We start from the raw sequence: 15,756 nt of genomic DNA on the forward strand, positions 1-15,756 counted from the left end.
TCATCCTTTACCCTGTATGATAAATCAGATAGAATTTAAATATTATTTCAGACCATTTTTTATTACGGGGGCAATGTGAATCAATTCTACAAAAATCTCTCACTCTGGCTGGTTATCAGCTTGATGATGATCCTGCTTTTCAACATGTTCAACAAACCCCGGCCAACCGCTGAAAAAATCAGTTACAGCGACTTCATCACCCAGGTAGATGCCGGCAAGATCACATCTGTCACCATTCAGGGCAATGACATCTACGGCAAGTTCGAAGGCAAGGACGGGAAAGATTTCCGCACCTACAAGCCGTCAGATGCCGATGTCACCGATATGCTGCTTGAAAAGAAGCTCACTGTTCAGGCAAAACCCGAGGAAGAGAAATTCTCCTGGTTTTCCATTTTCATCTCCTGGTTTCCGCTGATCCTGCTGGTTGGAGTCTGGATCTTTTTCATGCGCCAGATGCAGGTTGGCGGCGGCAAGGCCATGTCGTTCGGAAAAAGCAGGGCCAAACTGCTGACTGAATCTCAGGTTAAAATCACCTTTGAGGATGTGGCCGGCATAGAAGAAGCCAAAGAAGAACTGCATGAGATAATCTCTTTCCTGAAAGATCCTAAAAAATTCACCAGACTTGGAGGCCGCATTCCGAAGGGCGTCCTTCTGATGGGTCCTCCGGGTACCGGTAAGACACTGCTTGCAAGAGCCATCGCCGGTGAAGCCGGTGTACCCTTCTTCTCCATCTCCGGCTCCGATTTTGTGGAAATGTTTGTCGGCGTCGGTGCCAGCCGTGTACGCGATCTGTTCCTGCAAGGAAAGAAAAGCGCCCCCTGTATCATCTTCATCGATGAAATCGATGCCGTTGGCCGCCATCGCGGGGCCGGCCTGGGCGGAGGACATGACGAACGTGAGCAGACCCTTAATCAGCTGCTGGTAGAGATGGACGGCTTTGAATCGAATGAAGGGGTCATTCTGATTGCCGCCACAAATCGCCCGGATGTGCTCGACCCTGCCCTGTTGCGCCCCGGCCGCTTCGACCGCCAGGTAGTCGTGCCACGCCCGGATGTCAAGGGTCGCGAAATGATTCTTGGCGTTCATGCCAAAAAAGTACCTCTTTCCCCCGAAGTAAACCTGGCGGTTATCGCACGCGGCACCCCCGGTTTTTCTGGTGCAGACCTGGCCAATGTCGTTAACGAAGCCGCCCTGCTTGCAGCCAGACTCGATAAAAACGTGGTTGAACCGATTGATTTTGACAACGCCAAGGACAAAGTCTTGATGGGTGTCGAACGACGCAGCATGGTTATTTCTGATGAGGAAAAGAAGAGCACAGCCTATCACGAGGCTGGTCACACTCTTGTCGCCAGAATGGTTCCAGGCACCGACCCCATCCACAAAGTTTCAATCATTCCTCGCGGCCGGGCACTTGGCGTCACCATGCAGCTGCCCATCGAAGACAAGCACAGCTACTCCCGTGAGGTACTCCTGGCTCGCATTGCCGTGCTGATGGGGGGCCGGGCTGCTGAAGACATCATCTTCCACACCTTCACAACCGGAGCTGGAAACGACATCGAACAAGCCACAGAAATGGCCCGTAAAATGGTCTGCGAATGGGGCATGAGTGACAAAATGGGCCCCCTCTCCTTCGGCAAGAAGGATGAACAGATTTTCCTTGGACGCGAAATGTCCACCCACAAGAACTACAGCGAAGCCACGGCAGTTGAAATCGACACGGAAATCAGACGCATCGTGGACGAAGCATACAGCCGTGCCCTTAACCTGCTCAAAGACAACATCCAGAACCTGCATAACCTCTCTGCCTGCCTGATCGAGAAAGAAAATCTTACCGGTGCAGAGGTTGACGAGATAATCGCAGGGGGTGGACCGGCCTGTGACCCTAAAAACATGGTACCGGCCACGGAAGCCCCTATTGTCAGTCAGGCCTGAGATGGGCGTTTTTCCAGTGAGGCTGCTGCAGATTGCCAACCAGCTTGACGCTGAACATGAACTGCGGCGTATGGGAGTAGATCCGGGCGGAATCGCTCTGATGGCATCCAAAATGGTGCACAGATGTGTGCACCTTTCCCGACTGCAGTGCCGTCAGGCAAATGTTCTCAAGCAGGAAATGTTATCTTTGGGAGGGGATGCTGCTGTTGCCCGCGGCACAGTTGCCTGCAGTATCGAGGCGACTGATGTTATCCTTATGGGAACTGACAAGCAGCTCCAGCTTCTCTGCTCTAAGCTTGCCGCACAGCCATTCGGGCTACGTCCCATTGCGACTGAAATCGAACATGCACTGGCCCGCGCAGAACGCGGGCCACGTTCATGGCAGACATCCCGAAGGGAACTCTCCCTTGCTCGCCCACTGATCATGGGCATCCTCAACGCAACACCAGATTCCTTTTCTGACAGCTCCCACCATTTCGACCCTCAACAGGCTCTGGATCGAGCTTTGGAAATGGTTGAACAAGGAGTCGACATCATCGATATCGGCGGTGAGAGCACCCGACCCGGCGCACAACCTGTTTCGGAAGAGCTTGAACTGCAAAGAGTAGTGCCTGTTATCCGGTTGCTGGCAGAAAGAGTATCCTGCCCCCTGTCCGTGGACACATGGAAAAGCGCCGTAGCGCAGGGAGCCATGGATGCCGGTGCCGAAATAATCAATGACATCAGCGGGCTCACCTTTGATCCCCGCATGGCTCAGGTAGCCTCCCGGACAGGTGCAGGAGTGGTTCTTATGCATACCCGTGGCACGCTCGAAACCATGCATAACACCACCACATATCGGGATCTGCTGGGGGAGGTCGCCCAGGAATTGTCAGTTTCACTTGAACTGGCATTATCTGCCGGCATTAAACCTGAGCGGGTGGTCCTCGATCCGGGCATCGGTTTCAGCAAGAATGCTGAAGGAAACCTTGAACTTCTGCGGCGGCTTCGCGAACTGTCTGTGCTTGGTCCTCCACTTCTGGTGGGCACCTCACGCAAATCCTTTATTGGCAAGGCCCTTGGGCGGGACGCATCTCAAAGGGTTCACGGCACTGCCGCCACGGTTGCACTGGCAGTTGCCAATGGAGCTTCCATCCTACGTGTCCATGATGTTGCCGAAATGCGCGATGCTGCGGACATGGCCCATGCCATAACAACCGGCCTTCCCGGCAAACCACCACCTCCAGCGAGTCATTGATGATGGATTTTACTGCCGCGGTAATGGGACTGTCTGATACGTTTCTGATGACTGCGCTGGTATTCGGCTGTGCATTGGCCATCCGTCGTGATGCTGCCATGCGCCTGCTCGCCATCATGGTGTTATTCTCGCTGATTTCCCTGGTTGGCCGGATTACCGGCTTTTCCAGTATCGTACGGGTCATCAATATACTCGTGATTTCAACTCCGGTCCTGCTGGCAGTGATCTTCCAGAGCGACCTCCGGCGCGCCTTGCTTGCCAGTCGCACACGTACACCAGTTGTTTCGGAATTCGACGGCGATATCGAAACAGTTGAAGAGTTGCTCAAGGCACTGACGGATATGGCTGAAAAGCGGATCGGGGCCCTGATCGTGCTGGTCCGACAGATCCCTATCGATCATATTATTCATGTCGGGACACAAATTGATGCCAAAGTAACCAGCGAACTGCTCAACTCAATCTTCCTGCCCTATTCCCCGATCCATGATGGTGCAGTGATTATTGAAACAGGAAAACTTACCAAGGCAGGCTGCCTGCTGCCGCTCTCCCAGAATCCCGACATTGCCAAAAGCTTCGGAACCCGCCATCGTGCCGCGCTTGGCCTTTCGGAATTATCCGACTGTTATGTTGTCGTTCTTTCTGAAGAAACTGGCAAAATATCTTTGGTGCACGATGCCAAAATCACCTATGACCTGGAACACACTGAACTTCGCAGACTTATGAAAAAGGCTCTCGGGGTAAAACGCCGTACGTGAATGGACGGCCTACTGAAGGAGGATCAATGAAAGCACTGTTTGGAACCGACGGCGTGCGAGGTGTCGCAAACGTCTACCCAATGACTACTGAAATGGCGATGCAACTCGGCAGAGCTGCCGCCTACATTTTCAAAAGTTCCAGCAAGCGACGCCACCGTATCGTCATCGGAAAGGACACCCGCCTGTCCGGTTATATGCTTGAAAATGCCCTGGTAGCCGGCATCTGCTCCATGGGTGTGGATGTGCTGATCGTCGGCCCCCTCCCGACACCGGGCATTGCCAACATCACCTCATCCATGCGTGCTGATGCAGGCGTTGTTATTTCGGCTTCCCACAATGCTTTTCAGGATAATGGCATAAAATTTTTCTCAGCCGATGGCTTCAAACTTCCCGATGAAATCGAACTGAAGATAGAGAAGCTGATCGAGACCAATCATATCGATTCTCTCCGGCCTACTGCCACCGAGGTGGGCAAGGCATTCCGCATTGACGATGCTGCGGGGCGTTATATCGTTTTCCTCAAAAACACTTTCCCACAGGAGATGGACCTTTCCGGGATGAAAATCGTGCTGGACTGCGCCAATGGCGCAGCCTACAAGGTTGCTCCGGCGGTATTCGAAGAGTTGGGCGCAGAAGTCATCCCCATGGGGGTAAAACCCAACGGCACCAATATCAATGCCGGTTGCGGCTCACTTCATCCCGAGGTCATCAGTGAAGCGGTCAAGGAGCACCGGGCAGATATCGGCATTGCATTGGATGGCGATGCTGACCGGGTAATAGTCTGTGATGAATTCGGCAATGAAGTGGATGGCGATCACATCATGGCAATCTGCGCCACAGATATGCTCAAGCGGAAAATCCTCAACAAGAAAACCCTTGTGACCACAGTAATGAGCAACATGGGGCTTGATATTGCCATCAGGAAAGCAGGGGGCAAGATTGTCAAGACCGGCGTGGGTGACCGTTATGTGGTCGAAGAGATGCGCAAGCAAGGGTACAACCTGGGTGGAGAGCAGTCCGGCCACATGATCTTTCTTGATCACAACACCACAGGTGACGGCATCCTCTCCGCGCTGCAACTGCTGGCGGTCATGCGTCGGGAGCAAAAGCCGCTTTCCGAACTGGCCCAGGTAATGATCCCCCTCCCGCAGGTCCTGGTCAATACACGGGTGCGGGAGCGGCAGGACATCATGAACATTCCCGAAGTGGCAGCCAAGATTCATGATGTTGAAGCCAAACTTGCCAACGAGGGACGTGTCCTGATCCGCTACTCCGGCACAGAACCTCTCCTGCGCGTCATGCTGGAAGGCAAAGACACCTATGAGATCACCGCCTGGGCTAATGAAATCTGCGACATTGTCAAACGGCATATCGGGGAAAAGTAACTGCTGCTAAGTACCAGGAACCGGGAGACTCGGAAAACAGTCTTTTGTGAAAGGTTGGAACTGTAATGGCAAAACTTGGATTAAATGTAGATCATGTAGCCACCGTACGCCAGGCCCGCGGAGGCATTGAACCTGATCCGGTTACGGCGGCAGCGATAGGTGAAATGGCCGGCGCCGAGGGAATCACTATCCATCTGCGGGAAGACCGCCGTCATATTCAGGACCGCGACCTGGATATCCTGCGAAGAACGATTAAGACAAAACTGAATCTGGAGATGGCCGCCACCCAGGAGATGATCCGCATCGCCCTTAAAACAAAGCCGGAACAGGTGACCCTGGTTCCTGAAAAGCGCCAGGAGCTGACAACCGAAGGTGGTCTGGATGTCATTCTCAATCTCAAACCCATCACCGAGGCGGTCAAGCGGCTGCGGGACGGCGACATTGTCGTCAGCCTCTTCGTTGATCCTGATCAGGAGCAGATAAAGGCAGCAAACAGAACCGGGGCCGATTATATCGAGATTCATACCGGTGCTTACGCTGAAGCTGCAGACTGGAAAACTCGGGAAAGACTCCTAGGTGACATTGATGCAGGCATCAAACTGGCTCGCAAAGTAGGCATGGGTGTCAATGCGGGCCATGGACTCAACTATTTCAACATTAAACCCCTCGCTGCGCTGGGCGGAATAGAAGAGTACAACATCGGTCATTCCATTATGGCCAGGGCCATGATGGTCGGAATGGACCGAGCTGTCAGAGACATGGTTGAACTGATCAAATACGCATGATTGCCGGTATTGGCACTGATATCGTTGCCGTAGAGCGTTTTCAGCGTTTCGTTGACACCAACAACACCGCTTTGTTACAGCGCCTGTTCACCATGCGAGAGCTATCTGTGTGCAGTGCCAGGAAAGAAAAAGCCACCTGTCTCGCCGGACGCTTCGCAGCCAAGGAAGCTTTTGTAAAGGCCCTGGGTACAGGGTTGCGAGATGGTATTTCCTGGTTGGATATGGAAGTCATAAACGATCATCTGGGCAAACCGGAGTTGCATCTTTCAGGAAAAACAGAGGAGATTTTTCTCACGAGGAAGCTGGGAACTGCGTTTCTTTCTATCTCACACGACGGCGGTCACGCTATTGCGATGGTTGTTCTGGAGGCTGGATGAAAATTGTCACCGCACAAACCATGCAGAACCTGGACCGGCAGGCGATCGTTGAACACAAGATTCCCGGACTGCAACTGATGGAAAACGCTGGCCGGTGCTGTGCGGACATCCTGATAGCAAACTATGGGACAACCGCAGGCAACAAAGCTGTAGTCATAGCGGGTAAGGGAAACAATGGTGGTGACGGTTATGTGATTGCCCGTCTGCTCAGCGAGACGGGATGGAATGTAAGCGTCTATATCCTGGCCGAGCGGGAGCAGATTTCCGGCGATGCCGCCGCAAACCTGGATAAGCTGCCGGCGGGCATGAGCAACTTCTGTCCTTGCGAAGGTCAGCTTTCCGCCCTCAAAAATGACATATTCCAGGCTGACGTTATTGTGGACGCCCTTTTCGGAACCGGAGTGCGAAACGATCTTACCGGCGTTTATCTTGAAGCCGTCAGGCTGATTAATGCCTCCTCAAAGCCGGTATTAGCTGTGGATATTCCTTCGGGAATTCATGGCACAACCGGGAGAGTGCTGGGAGATGCTGTCCATGCAGACACTACCGTAACCTTCGCATTTGCCAAGTTGGGGCACATGTTGTATCCCGGCGCCGAGCATACCGGCAAGCTGATCGTTGCCGACATCGGCATCCCCGCATCTCTTATGGATGTGGCTCCGGGATATGAACTGCTTACCAGCGACTCCATCGGTTCGATGCTGCGCCCGCGAAACCGGACCGCACACAAAGGTGATTTCGGACACTGCCTTATTATTGCCGGGTCCACCGGTAAAACCGGCGCTGCCGCCCTCTGTGCAAACAGTGCCGTACGAACCGGCTCCGGACTGGTCACGCTCGGTGTGCCTGAAAGCCTGAATGCTGTTCTTGAAGTCAAGACTACCGAGGCCATGACCGTGGCTTTGCATGATTCAGGAACCGGGCACCTGACCAGCAGTGCATTCCCCGCAATTGAGAAATTACTCGCCGGTAAAGATGCCATCGCAGTGGGTCCCGGCCTTGATCGCCGCCCTGACACGGTTTCCCTGATACAGACATTGATCGAGATTATTACAGCCCCTCTAGTCATCGATGCAGATGGCCTGAATGCGTTATCTGAAGATGTTTCCGTGCTGAAACGAAAAAAATCTGAAAGCGTAATCCTTACCCCCCATCCGGGAGAGATGAGCCGCCTGCTCGGCGTCGGCATACCGGATGTAGAAGCAGAGCGCATAGCAGTGGCTCAGGAATTCGCATCTGATTACTCCGTGTACCTGATCCTCAAGGGAGCCCGCACCATCATTGCATCCCCATCAGGAGTGGCAGCCATCAACAGCAGTGGAAACCCGGGCATGGCTTCCGGCGGCATGGGTGACATTCTGACCGGCATCCTTGTCTCTCTGCTCGGCCAGGGTTACAGTGCCTGGGATGCTTGCAGAATCGGTGTTTTCATCCATGGCTATGCTGCAGACATGGTTGCTGGAGACAAGGGCGAGATCGGAATCAATGCGACTGACGTTCAGGAAAAACTTCCCTATGCCTGCAAGAGACTGATGAGCAGCAACCGATGACGATCAGGAAATTACATACTCGAGTCACCCGAGTTTTAAAAAGCTGCCCGCTTGATAATAAGTGAATTGATAGCACACTAAGGAGAAACCATGCAGATCGTAGCGGATATAATGACTAAAGATGTTGTAACAGTAAGGCGGGAAACAACCGTGCGGGAATTGGCCGAGATTTTTGAAAACCGCAACTTCGGCAGTCTGCCGGTTGTGGATGCCGAGGGTAATCTAACCGGGATCGTAACGGCTTCCGACCTGATCGAACAGGGAAAGAATCTGCACATACCTACAGTCATATCTCTTTTTGATTGGGTCATCCCGATAGAAGGAGAACGTACACTGGAGCGGGAGCTTCAAAAAATGACAGCACAAACGGTTGGGGAAATCTGCGCCTCCGACGTTGTAACTGTCTCTCCATCAGACTCGGTCAGCAATGCTGCCGACCTGATGAGTGACCGCAAGCTGCATGCTCTGCCGGTGGTTTCCAACGGGAAAGTTGTCGGGATAGTAGCCCGCATCGATGTTATTCGCAGTGTCATTCAGTAATGAGCAGATTCTCCCTCACATCCTCCTCTCCTCTTGATACCGAAAGACTTGGCAAACGCCTTGGAGCACTTCTGGAGCCCGGGGCCATGCTGGCTCTGAGAGGAGAATTAGGAGGGGGCAAGACATGTTTTACGCGCGGAGTTGTGGAAGGGGCTGCCCCCGCCAGCGCAAACATGGTGGCCAGTCCCACTTTTGCCATCATGAATGAATATCCCGGTCTTCCCCCCGTCTATCATTTTGATTTCTACCGTCTGACAAGTGAAGATGAGATTGCTGAACTCGGTTTCGAAGATTATTTCCATGGCAACGGCATCTGTATTGTAGAGTGGCCGGAACGGTTGGGGCAGCTCCTGCCTGCGGATCATCTTTCTGTCACCTTTGAAAATGCGGCAGCTAATCAACGCACAATAACCCTTGAATCTTTCGGGTTCAGTTCGGAAGCTGTACTAAAACAGCTGGAAGATATGGAAGCTTAAAATAATTTGACCTGACAGCAGGTTATCTGCTATACACCCGAATCCAGATACTATTTCCGCTGTTACTACCAATTGCGAAGGAGAGCAGTATGGCACTTGTAGTTCAAAAATATGGCGGTACATCGGTCGGAACAACAGACCGCATGAAAAATGTTGCCAAACGGATCATCAAGACTTATGACGCCGGTAACGACCTTATCGTTGTCGTATCAGCCATGTCCGGCGAAACCAACAAACTCGTTGCTCTTGCAAATGAAATGAGTGAAATTCCCGATGGCCGTGAATATGACGTTGTTGTGGCTACCGGCGAGCAGGTAACCACCGGTCTGCTTTCAATGTACCTCAAATCTCTCGGATACAAGGCTAAATCATACCAGGGTTGGCAGGTGCCAATTATTACCGACGGTACTGCCACCAAAGCCCGTATCGAAAGCATTGATGACGCCAGAATTCGGGCTGATCTGAAAGCCGGAACCATAGTCATTGTCGCCGGTTTCCAGGGCATAGACTCGGAAGGAAATATTACCACCCTTGGCCGCGGCGGATCAGACACCTCGGCAGTAGCCATCGCGGCTGCGCTTAAGGCAGATGTATGCGAGATCTACACCGATGTCGACGGCGTCTACACCACCGATCCCAACGTCTGCAAGGAAGCCCGCAAGATGGAGAAAGTCTCCTATGACGAGATGCTCGAACTTGCCAGCCTGGGTGCCAAAGTTCTCCAGATCCGTTCCGTTGAATTTGCCAAAAAATACAACGTGGACATCCATGTCCGCTCCAGCCTAAATGAAAATACCGGTACGATGGTTACCAGGGAGGATAAAGAAATGGAAGGAATTCTCGTTTCAGGAGTCGCCTACGACAAGAACGAAGCCAAGATTGCAGTGATGGGGGTACCCGATAAACCGGGTATTGCTGCCAAAATTCTGACCGCACTTTCGGATGCCAACATATCAGTTGATATGATTGTGCAGAATGTCGGCCATGATAGCATGACTGACTTTACCTTCACCGTAACCAAGGCAGATCTCAAACAGTCGCTGCTGATTACTAATGAAGTAGCCAGGGAAATCCAGGCCAAGCAGGTAGTTTCCGATGAGAACATCAGCAAAGTTTCTATTGTTGGTCTCGGCATGCGCAGCCACGCTGGTGTTGCAACAAAAATGTTCAGTGCCCTCGCATCAAACGGCATCAACATCCAGATGATTTCTACCTCGGAGATAAAAATCTCCGTTATTATCGACGAAAAGTATACCGAACTGGCAGTACGCGTGCTGCATGAGACTTTTGGCATGCAGTGCTGATACACTTTTAATATAAAAAAGCCCCACCGAAATTCGGCGGGGCTTTTTTTATTTCACATCAGCAGCACTGGTCAGTCGCGTCTTCCATGACCTCTGCGCTCCTCTTTCCATTCTTCCTTTTCGCGCCGACGCTCTTCCTTCATTTCCCGCTTTTCATGCTTGCGTTCTTCCTTCCAGTCCTCCCTGCCACGTCTCTGCTCGCCATGCTCACCCCGAACATGCTCAGGCCTGAAGTGACGACCGCGATAATGGTCACGCTGCCTGTCATAGGCACGATACTCCCTATCCTTGTAGGAGCGGATATATTCCACTCTGTGTTTGCGCAATCCCGGCGGCAGATGCCGGCGTTCGGTCACGATCCAGGGGCCGTTATAAAAATCTGAACGATACCAAGAGTTTCCGTAATAGAGATAATAGTTATCTCCTGAAAAGAAAATATCATATGGAACATCCACACCTAGGTAAAAACCGAGTTGTGGAGGGGCAAGAAAAAGGGGAGGGGCCTCAAAGCGTATGCTTGGCGGTGCCGGCACCATGACCCTCGGCCGAGGCAAAGGCGCCGGAACGACAACCGCACCCGGAACGCCGACATTGACATTAACACTCACTTCGGCCAATGCCGACACAGGCACCGCAAGTGCTGCAGCAATCATCATCAACAGTAACTTCTTTTCCATTGCAAAACTCCTTTCGTGTCCTGTTTTGAATAGTAAACAGAACATAGCAGATTTGATGCCAGAACACATTACATGGCCTACCTATTAAATCTCCTCTGCATTCAATAACTTCAAACTTACTATTAAATAAAATTTGTTTTTACACCTACAAATTTGACCCAGATAAGGTATTGCCTCTCGCAACTCAGGCAATGTGTTTAGCGGTTGAAAGCTTGTTCCTGATTATACTAAAGTAGCTGACAAGGAGACAAGTAATGAAGCAAACTTTTTTTACCTGGAACCACGGAAAGCTGGAACCGCACCTCGGCAATGTCGTACAGGAATTTCCTTTGCAGTTGATTGTAAACGGCCGAGAGATCGCTACACTGATCGGCTCGCCCCATGACCTGCGTTTTCTCGTGGCAGGCTTCCTGCGTCTGCAAGGTTTTGTAAAGTCACTTTCTGATTTCAAGATGTTCAGCGTATGTGAAGATTTTGGTGCTGCCAACGTTCAAATCAAGGGAGAACTGCCGGAGCGACTCAAGCCCGTGCTGACTTCCGGCTGCGGCACCGGCATTTCCTTCAGTATGCCCGACACAATCGCACTTCCTTCATCTCAAGACGGATCATACGGAAGCAGGTTTGCTCCGGACCATATTTTCGCCTTGATGGATGAGCTTGCCAAACGCGCCGACAACTATCGCACCCACGGTGGCATACATTCGGCTGCTGTCGGAAGAGATGGCAGCCTGGTGCTCTACTCAGAAGACCTGGGACGGCACAATACCCTAGATCGCATTGCCGGCGAAGCACTCTTCAAAAGTATCGACCTGAGTGAAACCATGCTGGTGACCTCAGGCAGAGTATCAACAGAAATGGTAGCCAAAGCCCATCTGCTTGGAATTCGACTGATCGCCTCGCGTACTTCTCCGACTGACATGGCCATCAAGCTGTGCGAACAGAGCGGTATCTGCCTGGTGGGCTATGTTCGCGGCGGTAAATTTTCCATCTACAGCCATCCGGAAATGATCGACCAGCACCAGGGCAGCACCAGGATCACAGGCATTACCGGTGTAATCCTGGCTGGCGGTGCCTCGCGCAGAATGGGTTCAAATAAGGCTCTTCTCAAAATCGATGACTGCACTCTGATTGAAAAGGTCTATCACGTTATGAACAAACTCTTCAAAGAGGTGCTTCTTGTCACCAATACCCCTGAAGAATTTGCTTTCCTGCCTTGCCGCACGGTAGCTGACAGTTACCCCGGTGCAGGCTCGATCGCAGGTCTCCATGCAGGGTTGGCCGCAAGCCCGACAGATCGTATCTTCGTCGTTGCCTGTGACATGCCTCTCCTTAATCCAGAGCTGATCAGACTGCTCTGCACTGTGCCACATGAAAGCGCGGCAGTGGTTCCACTAAACCGGGAAGGACTGCGCGAACCACTCCATGCTCTTTACGACCGATCAATCCTTGCTTTGCTCCAGCAGATGATCGAACAAGATGACAAGTGCATTCTGGATCTGCTTGATAAAGTCGGCGCCACACAAGTGCCTTGGGAAAGCTATCAATGCATTGCCGGGGCGGAAGAATCCTTCCGCAATGTGAACACACCTGAAGAATACGAGGCAATCAAGGAATCATAGCCAAACGTTCACTGCGTTTGCGCTTGCGCAGGTCAGCGAAGAAATCACTCAGCAAGGCCGAACATTCTGCTTCCATAATGCGTGAAACCACTTGCACACTGTGATTTAGACGGCAATCGTCGGAGAGATCGAAAAGGGAACCAACTGCCCCCCCCTTGGGGTCATAGCAGCCAAAGACTACGGTGGGAATGCGGGAGAGAATGATAGCGCCCATGCACATGATGCATGGTTCCAGGGTTACATAGAGGGTAGTTTCCAAAAGCCGCCAGGAACCCAGTTTCCTGGCGGCTTTCCTGATGGCGATCAATTCAGCATGGGCCGACGGATCTTGTGTGGTTTCTCGCAAGTTATGACCGCTGGCGACAATTTTCCCGGCACGGACAATAACGCACCCAATGGGAACTTCGTTCTTAGCCTGAGCTTTACCCGCTTCGGAAATAGCCCGGCCCATCCAATACTCATGAGTCTTCTCAGACATAGCTTCACTTTCTGCAGCAAATTACGTAAAAAAGGCATGAAAAAAGGGGTTAGCTTTTAGCTAACCCCTGTTATCTTTGGTGGAGGTGAACAGGATCGAACTGTCGACCTCTTGAATGCCATTCAAGCGCTCTCCCAGCTGAGCTACACCCCCAAAAGGAAATAATCTTTTATCAAATCATCGATTAAGTGTCAACATGTTTTTAAAAAATGCAGCTCATGGTTGGCTTTGTTCTTGACGGTTCTGACAGTTATGCAGTATATTACAAAACTCGTTGCCGGAGTGGTGAAATTGGTAGACGCACTGGACTCAAAATCCAGCGGGGGTGACCCCGTGCCGGTTCGACCCCGGCCTCCGGCACCATTTAAAACTTATTCAGCAGTCTGAAAGAGTCCTGACATCCAGGGCTCTTTTTTTTCGCTCCGAAGCATCATCCCACCTTAGTTTGCAATCCACTCAAGTTCTTCTGAGAACCAGCCCTCGTCGCACGTCATCTCAACTCCCATACTGTCAGCTCGGCTATCGTATGCTGAAATTTCCTGCGTGTTTCACGGATCACAAAAGGAACATCGCGCGGTTCGCCCAGCATGCGGAAATGGGGGGCAAGCGCCTCCTTCAATCCATCCAGAGTCCACACCGGCTCGCCCGCTTCGCGGTATCCCCCCATCCATTCTTCCTTCTTGGTAAACTCCTCCAGCCAGGTATAGGGCGAGGTGATCACCAGCAGCCCCCCTGGATTCATACGCCCATGAATTGTGGAAAGAAACGCGCGCGGCGAGTAAAGCCGATCGATGAGATTAGCGGCCAGCACCAGATCGTAGCCGGTGAACTTCTCCGGCAGATTGCAGGCGTCGGCCTGGGAGAAATCCACCTGTCCGCGGACCCTGTCCAGCCCCAGCTCCTTGAGCTCAATCTGATGAAACGAGACGATCTCCCCCTCCTCTGGCAAGAGGTAGCGCAGGTGCCCCTCTTCCTGCATGTGGGCTGCCAGCCGGAAAAAGCGGGTCGAGAAATCCAGTCCAGTCACCCGCTCAAAACCACCCTTGGCCAGTTCGAAAGATGCCCGCCCCACGGCACAGCCAAGATCGAGAGCATGTCCTTTTTTTCGTCCCGCCATGGCTGCCATGCAGATATCGGCGCAGGCCACAGCAAAATTAGGCACGCCGAAGTGCTCAGGACCGTAATGGGCGTCGCAATACTGGGCCGCCAGGACATCGCTCTCGTAACGGTCGTCGTGGATTGTTACCGGTACGCTGCTCTCCACATAGCGGAAACCGGCATGCTGGAAGAAGTGGCGGCGGAAAGCGTAGCGCGAATCCCGCGTGGCCTCGTTGCCGGTGGAGATCCAGGAGCCCCCCTTGATCAGGTTGTGCTTACCGTCGAACGTAGGAGTGGAAAAATCGTCATACCAGGGATGGATCTCGAAACCGGGGAAGGGATAGATGGGGGTCTCGGTCCACTGCCAGACATTGCCCAGCACATCAAAGAAATCTCCGGTTTTGAAGATGTCGACAGGACAGGAGGAACACCACTGTTCCAGATTGATGTTGCCCGGCGCCGTAGACCACCAGGGTTGATCGGGTATCTCGCACAGGTCCCGCAGGCGGTTCCATTCATCCTCGCTCGGCAGGCGGATCTGCTGTCCGGTTTGGGCTGTTTTCCAGTTACAGAATGCCTTGGCCTCCAGGTAATTGACCTCCACCGGCCAGTTCCAGGGGAGCGGAATCTCCGCAGCCATCGTACGCAGCCGCCATGAATCCCCATCCTTGATCCAGAACAGGGGATGGTCAGCCTGCTTGAACTCGCGCCAGTTCCAGCCCTCTTCGGTCCACCATTGGCGGTCACGGTAGCAGCCGGCCTCAACGAACTCCAGGAACTCACGGTTGGAAACCAGGTACCTTGATGCCTTGAAGTCAGCAACATCCGCCTCATGTGTTCCGAACTCATTGTCCCAGCCGTAGAGGGCATGCTCCCTGGACTTGCCCAGCACCACCCTCCCCTTCGGCACCGTTACAAGCTCATTGGCCGGCGGCTCACCCGTCTGATTGCAGATATCCCAGAAGGGCAGCTGCTGCACCTGATCTATGGGCAACTGACGGATCAGCACCGAGGATGTTTCCAGGTGAATGCGCTCGTGCTCGATACCCATCATGATGCCCCACCAGGGGGAGTCCCAGGTAATGGGCAGAGTCAGCGGCAGGGTGCGAATGAGCCCGTCCATCAGCTCACGCACCTGATCGCGGTACTCCTTGACCTGCCGGCGGGTCGGCCAGTTGTAGTGGCGTTCGTCCAGATCGTCCCAGGACATCTCATCCACCCCCACGGCAAACATCGATTCATACGCGGAATTGATGCGCCGGTCGATAACCCGGCCGATGGTCAGCTTGTTGATGAAAAAGGTGGCGGTGTGGCCGAAGTAAAAAATCAGCGGATGGCGCAGCCTGTCGGGGCGCAGATAAAAAGTTTCATCGTACCTGAGAGTCTCGTAGAGTTTTTCATCGATATCATAGGTAGCGTGAAAGTAATCGAGGATCTCCTGGCGCTTTGCTTCCGGATCGCCGCTATTCAGGATGATGGTGCGGGTATTTTTCAGGTTCATGACATCGCCCCCTAAACCATGTAGTCGAAATCGATTCCGGTC

The 15,756-nt window shown here is 52.7% G+C and carries 14 protein-coding genes and 2 tRNA genes; 12 read left to right on the forward strand and 4 right to left on the reverse strand.

All coding sequences use genetic code 11. From position 1 onward, the window contains the following. Window positions 1-75 precede the first annotated feature (75 nt). The 10 genes from ftsH (at window position 76) to KJB30_RS01720 (ending at window position 10,341) form a co-directional block, all read left to right on the forward strand. Window positions 76-1,932 carry an ATP-dependent zinc metalloprotease FtsH gene (gene ftsH, locus KJB30_RS01675; protein ID WP_214296182.1) on the forward strand — a complete coding sequence of 619 codons (1,857 nt, stop codon included), beginning with the start codon at window positions 76-78 and terminating at the stop codon, window positions 1,930-1,932. Further along, a complete protein-coding gene (gene folP, locus KJB30_RS01680; RefSeq protein WP_367618904.1) occupies window positions 1,916-3,169 on the forward strand; it encodes a dihydropteroate synthase in 1,254 nt (417 codons plus the stop codon). Before ftsH ends, folP begins: the two co-directional genes overlap by 17 nt. Further along, window positions 3,169-3,924, forward strand: a complete 756-nt coding sequence (gene cdaA, locus KJB30_RS01685) for a diadenylate cyclase CdaA (protein WP_246545414.1) — start codon at window positions 3,169-3,171, stop codon at window positions 3,922-3,924. Before folP ends, cdaA begins: the two co-directional genes overlap by 1 nt. A 26-nt stretch (window positions 3,925-3,950) precedes the next feature. Further along, window positions 3,951-5,309 carry a phosphoglucosamine mutase gene (glmM, locus tag KJB30_RS01690; RefSeq protein WP_214296183.1) on the forward strand — a complete coding sequence of 453 codons (1,359 nt, stop codon included), beginning with the start codon at window positions 3,951-3,953 and terminating at the stop codon, window positions 5,307-5,309. A 65-nt stretch (window positions 5,310-5,374) separates the two neighbouring features. Then, the gene (locus tag KJB30_RS01695) at window positions 5,375-6,094 is read left to right on the forward strand and encodes a pyridoxine 5'-phosphate synthase (protein ID WP_214296184.1); all 720 of its coding nucleotides are present in this window, start codon (window positions 5,375-5,377) and stop codon (window positions 6,092-6,094) included. Next, the gene (locus tag KJB30_RS01700; RefSeq protein WP_214296185.1) at window positions 6,091-6,471 is read left to right on the forward strand and encodes a holo-[acyl-carrier-protein] synthase; all 381 of its coding nucleotides are present in this window, start codon (window positions 6,091-6,093) and stop codon (window positions 6,469-6,471) included. The genes KJB30_RS01695 and KJB30_RS01700 overlap by 4 nt, the downstream gene beginning before the upstream one ends. Then, on the forward strand, window positions 6,468-8,021 hold the full coding sequence (locus tag KJB30_RS01705; protein WP_214296186.1) for an NAD(P)H-hydrate dehydratase: 1,554 nt from the start codon (window positions 6,468-6,470) through the stop codon (window positions 8,019-8,021). Before KJB30_RS01700 ends, KJB30_RS01705 begins: the two co-directional genes overlap by 4 nt. A gap of 90 nt (window positions 8,022-8,111) precedes the next feature. Next, entirely contained in the window at window positions 8,112-8,561 is a 450-nt protein-coding gene (locus tag KJB30_RS01710) for a CBS domain-containing protein (RefSeq protein ID WP_214296187.1), read from the forward strand. Then, window positions 8,561-9,037, forward strand: a complete 477-nt coding sequence (tsaE, locus tag KJB30_RS01715) for a tRNA (adenosine(37)-N6)-threonylcarbamoyltransferase complex ATPase subunit type 1 TsaE (protein ID WP_214296188.1) — start codon at window positions 8,561-8,563, stop codon at window positions 9,035-9,037. Before KJB30_RS01710 ends, tsaE begins: the two co-directional genes overlap by 1 nt. An 89-nt stretch (window positions 9,038-9,126) precedes the next feature. After that, a complete protein-coding gene (locus tag KJB30_RS01720; RefSeq protein ID WP_214296189.1) occupies window positions 9,127-10,341 on the forward strand; it encodes an aspartate kinase in 1,215 nt (404 codons plus the stop codon). 71 nt (window positions 10,342-10,412) lie between these two features. Here KJB30_RS01720 and KJB30_RS01725 read toward each other — a convergent pair whose 3' ends face one another. After that, window positions 10,413-11,018, reverse strand: coding sequence for a hypothetical protein (locus tag KJB30_RS01725; protein WP_214296190.1), 606 nt, complete (start codon window positions 11,016-11,018; stop codon window positions 10,413-10,415). A 254-nt stretch (window positions 11,019-11,272) separates the two neighbouring features. On the opposite strand from KJB30_RS01725, the gene fdhD reads away from it, so the two are divergent. After that, window positions 11,273-12,637 (forward strand): formate dehydrogenase accessory sulfurtransferase FdhD, encoded by a 1,365-nt coding sequence (fdhD, locus tag KJB30_RS01730; protein WP_214296191.1) that lies wholly within the window; start codon window positions 11,273-11,275, stop codon window positions 12,635-12,637. Here the strand turns inward: fdhD and tadA are convergent. Both tadA and KJB30_RS01740 read right to left on the reverse strand, forming a co-directional pair. Next, complete coding sequence (gene tadA, locus KJB30_RS01735; RefSeq protein ID WP_214296192.1) at window positions 12,624-13,115, reverse strand: tRNA adenosine(34) deaminase TadA; 492 nt, start codon at window positions 13,113-13,115, stop codon at window positions 12,624-12,626. The two genes, fdhD and tadA, sit on opposite strands and share 14 nt — an antisense overlap. A 77-nt stretch (window positions 13,116-13,192) precedes the next feature. Continuing rightward, window positions 13,193-13,268, reverse strand: a tRNA-Ala gene (locus KJB30_RS01740). A gap of 123 nt (window positions 13,269-13,391) precedes the next feature. Here KJB30_RS01740 and KJB30_RS01745 point away from each other — a divergent pair. Further along, a tRNA-Leu gene (locus KJB30_RS01745) sits at window positions 13,392-13,478 on the forward strand. Window positions 13,479-13,605: 127 nt separating this feature from the next. Here KJB30_RS01745 and ovoA read toward each other — a convergent pair. Continuing rightward, on the reverse strand, window positions 13,606-15,714 hold the full coding sequence (gene ovoA, locus KJB30_RS01750) for a 5-histidylcysteine sulfoxide synthase (protein WP_214296193.1): 2,109 nt from the start codon (window positions 15,712-15,714) through the stop codon (window positions 13,606-13,608). Between the last annotated feature and the right edge of the window lie 42 nt (window positions 15,715-15,756).

The organism is Pelotalea chapellei, from assembly GCF_018531195.1.
Taxonomy (GTDB): Bacteria; Desulfobacterota; Desulfuromonadia; order Geobacterales; family Pseudopelobacteraceae; genus Pelotalea; species Pelotalea chapellei.

Coding starts and splice junctions, on each gene's coding strand:
- KJB30_RS01720 (WP_214296189.1), top strand. CDS start 9,127: ATGGCACTTGTAGTTCAAAAATATGGCGGTACATCGGTCGGAACAACA.
- cdaA (WP_246545414.1), top strand. CDS start 3,169: ATGATGGATTTTACTGCCGCGGTAATGGGACTGTCTGATACGTTTCTG.
- KJB30_RS01710 (WP_214296187.1), top strand. CDS start 8,112: ATGCAGATCGTAGCGGATATAATGACTAAAGATGTTGTAACAGTAAGG.
- glmM (WP_214296183.1), top strand. CDS start 3,951: ATGAAAGCACTGTTTGGAACCGACGGCGTGCGAGGTGTCGCAAACGTC.
- KJB30_RS01700 (WP_214296185.1), top strand. CDS start 6,091: ATGATTGCCGGTATTGGCACTGATATCGTTGCCGTAGAGCGTTTTCAG.
- tadA (WP_214296192.1), bottom strand. CDS start 13,115: ATGTCTGAGAAGACTCATGAGTATTGGATGGGCCGGGCTATTTCCGAA.
- tsaE (WP_214296188.1), top strand. CDS start 8,561: ATGAGCAGATTCTCCCTCACATCCTCCTCTCCTCTTGATACCGAAAGA.
- fdhD (WP_214296191.1), top strand. CDS start 11,273: ATGAAGCAAACTTTTTTTACCTGGAACCACGGAAAGCTGGAACCGCAC.
- KJB30_RS01705 (WP_214296186.1), top strand. CDS start 6,468: ATGAAAATTGTCACCGCACAAACCATGCAGAACCTGGACCGGCAGGCG.
- ovoA (WP_214296193.1), bottom strand. CDS start 15,714: ATGAACCTGAAAAATACCCGCACCATCATCCTGAATAGCGGCGATCCG.
- KJB30_RS01725 (WP_214296190.1), bottom strand. CDS start 11,018: ATGGAAAAGAAGTTACTGTTGATGATGATTGCTGCAGCACTTGCGGTG.
- KJB30_RS01695 (WP_214296184.1), top strand. CDS start 5,375: ATGGCAAAACTTGGATTAAATGTAGATCATGTAGCCACCGTACGCCAG.